The organism is Streptococcus fermentans (genome assembly GCF_040888305.1).
Classification (GTDB): Bacteria; Bacillota; Bacilli; order Lactobacillales; family Streptococcaceae; genus Streptococcus; species Streptococcus fermentans.
Genome location: NZ_JBFNFG010000020.1, coordinates 1 through 966 on the forward strand (window position 1 = coordinate 1; position 966 = coordinate 966).

At 47.1% G+C, this 966-nt stretch carries 1 rRNA gene; it reads left to right on the forward strand.

Features of this window, described 5'->3' with window-relative positions:
- Positions 1-286 precede the first annotated feature (286 nt).
- Positions 287-966, forward strand: a 16S ribosomal RNA gene (locus tag AB2B50_RS09620); the annotation flags it as partial.

Genomic DNA, 966 nt, shown 5'->3' on the forward strand with positions numbered 1-966 from the left:
GCCTTTTCACGGCGGTAACACGGGTTCGAATCCCGTACGGACTATAGTATGTTACAGATGAAACACTAGATGAAAAAAATTAAAAAAAGTTTCAAAAAAGTGTTGACAAGCGAAAGCGGCTGTGATATACTAATATAGTTGTCACTTAAGAGAAGTGAGTGACAAAGACCTTTGAAAACTGAACAAGACGAACCAATGTGCAGGGCACTACAACTGAAGTTGTAGTACTGAACAATGAAAAAAACAATAAATCTGTCAGTGACAGAAATGAGTGAGAACTCAAACTTTTAATGAGAGTTTGATCCTGGCTCAGGACGAACGCTGGCGGCGTGCCTAATACATGCAAGTAGAACGCTGAAGGAGGAGCTTGCTTCTCCGGATGAGTTGCGAACGGGTGAGTAACGCGTAGGTAACCTGCCTGGTAGCGGGGGATAACTATTGGAAACGATAGCTAATACCGCATAACAGTAGATATTGCATGATATCTGCTTGAAAGGTGCAATTGCATCACTACCAGATGGACCTGCGTTGTATTAGCTAGTTGGTGAGGTAACGGCTCACCAAGGCGACGATACATAGCCGACCTGAGAGGGTGATCGGCCACACTGGGACTGAGACACGGCCCAGACTCCTACGGGAGGCAGCAGTAGGGAATCTTCGGCAATGGACGGAAGTCTGACCGAGCAACGCCGCGTGAGTGAAGAAGGTTTTCGGATCGTAAAGCTCTGTTGTAAGAGAAGAACGAGTGTGAGAGTGGAAAGTTCACACTGTGACGGTATCTTACCAGAAAGGGACGGCTAACTACGTGCCAGCAGCCGCGGTAATACGTAGGTCCCGAGCGTTGTCCGGATTTATTGGGCGTAAAGCGAGCGCAGGCGGTTAGATAAGTCTGAAGTTAAAGGCTGTGGCTTAACCATAGTACGCTTTGGAAACTGTTTAACTTGAGTGCAAGAGGGGAGAGTGGAA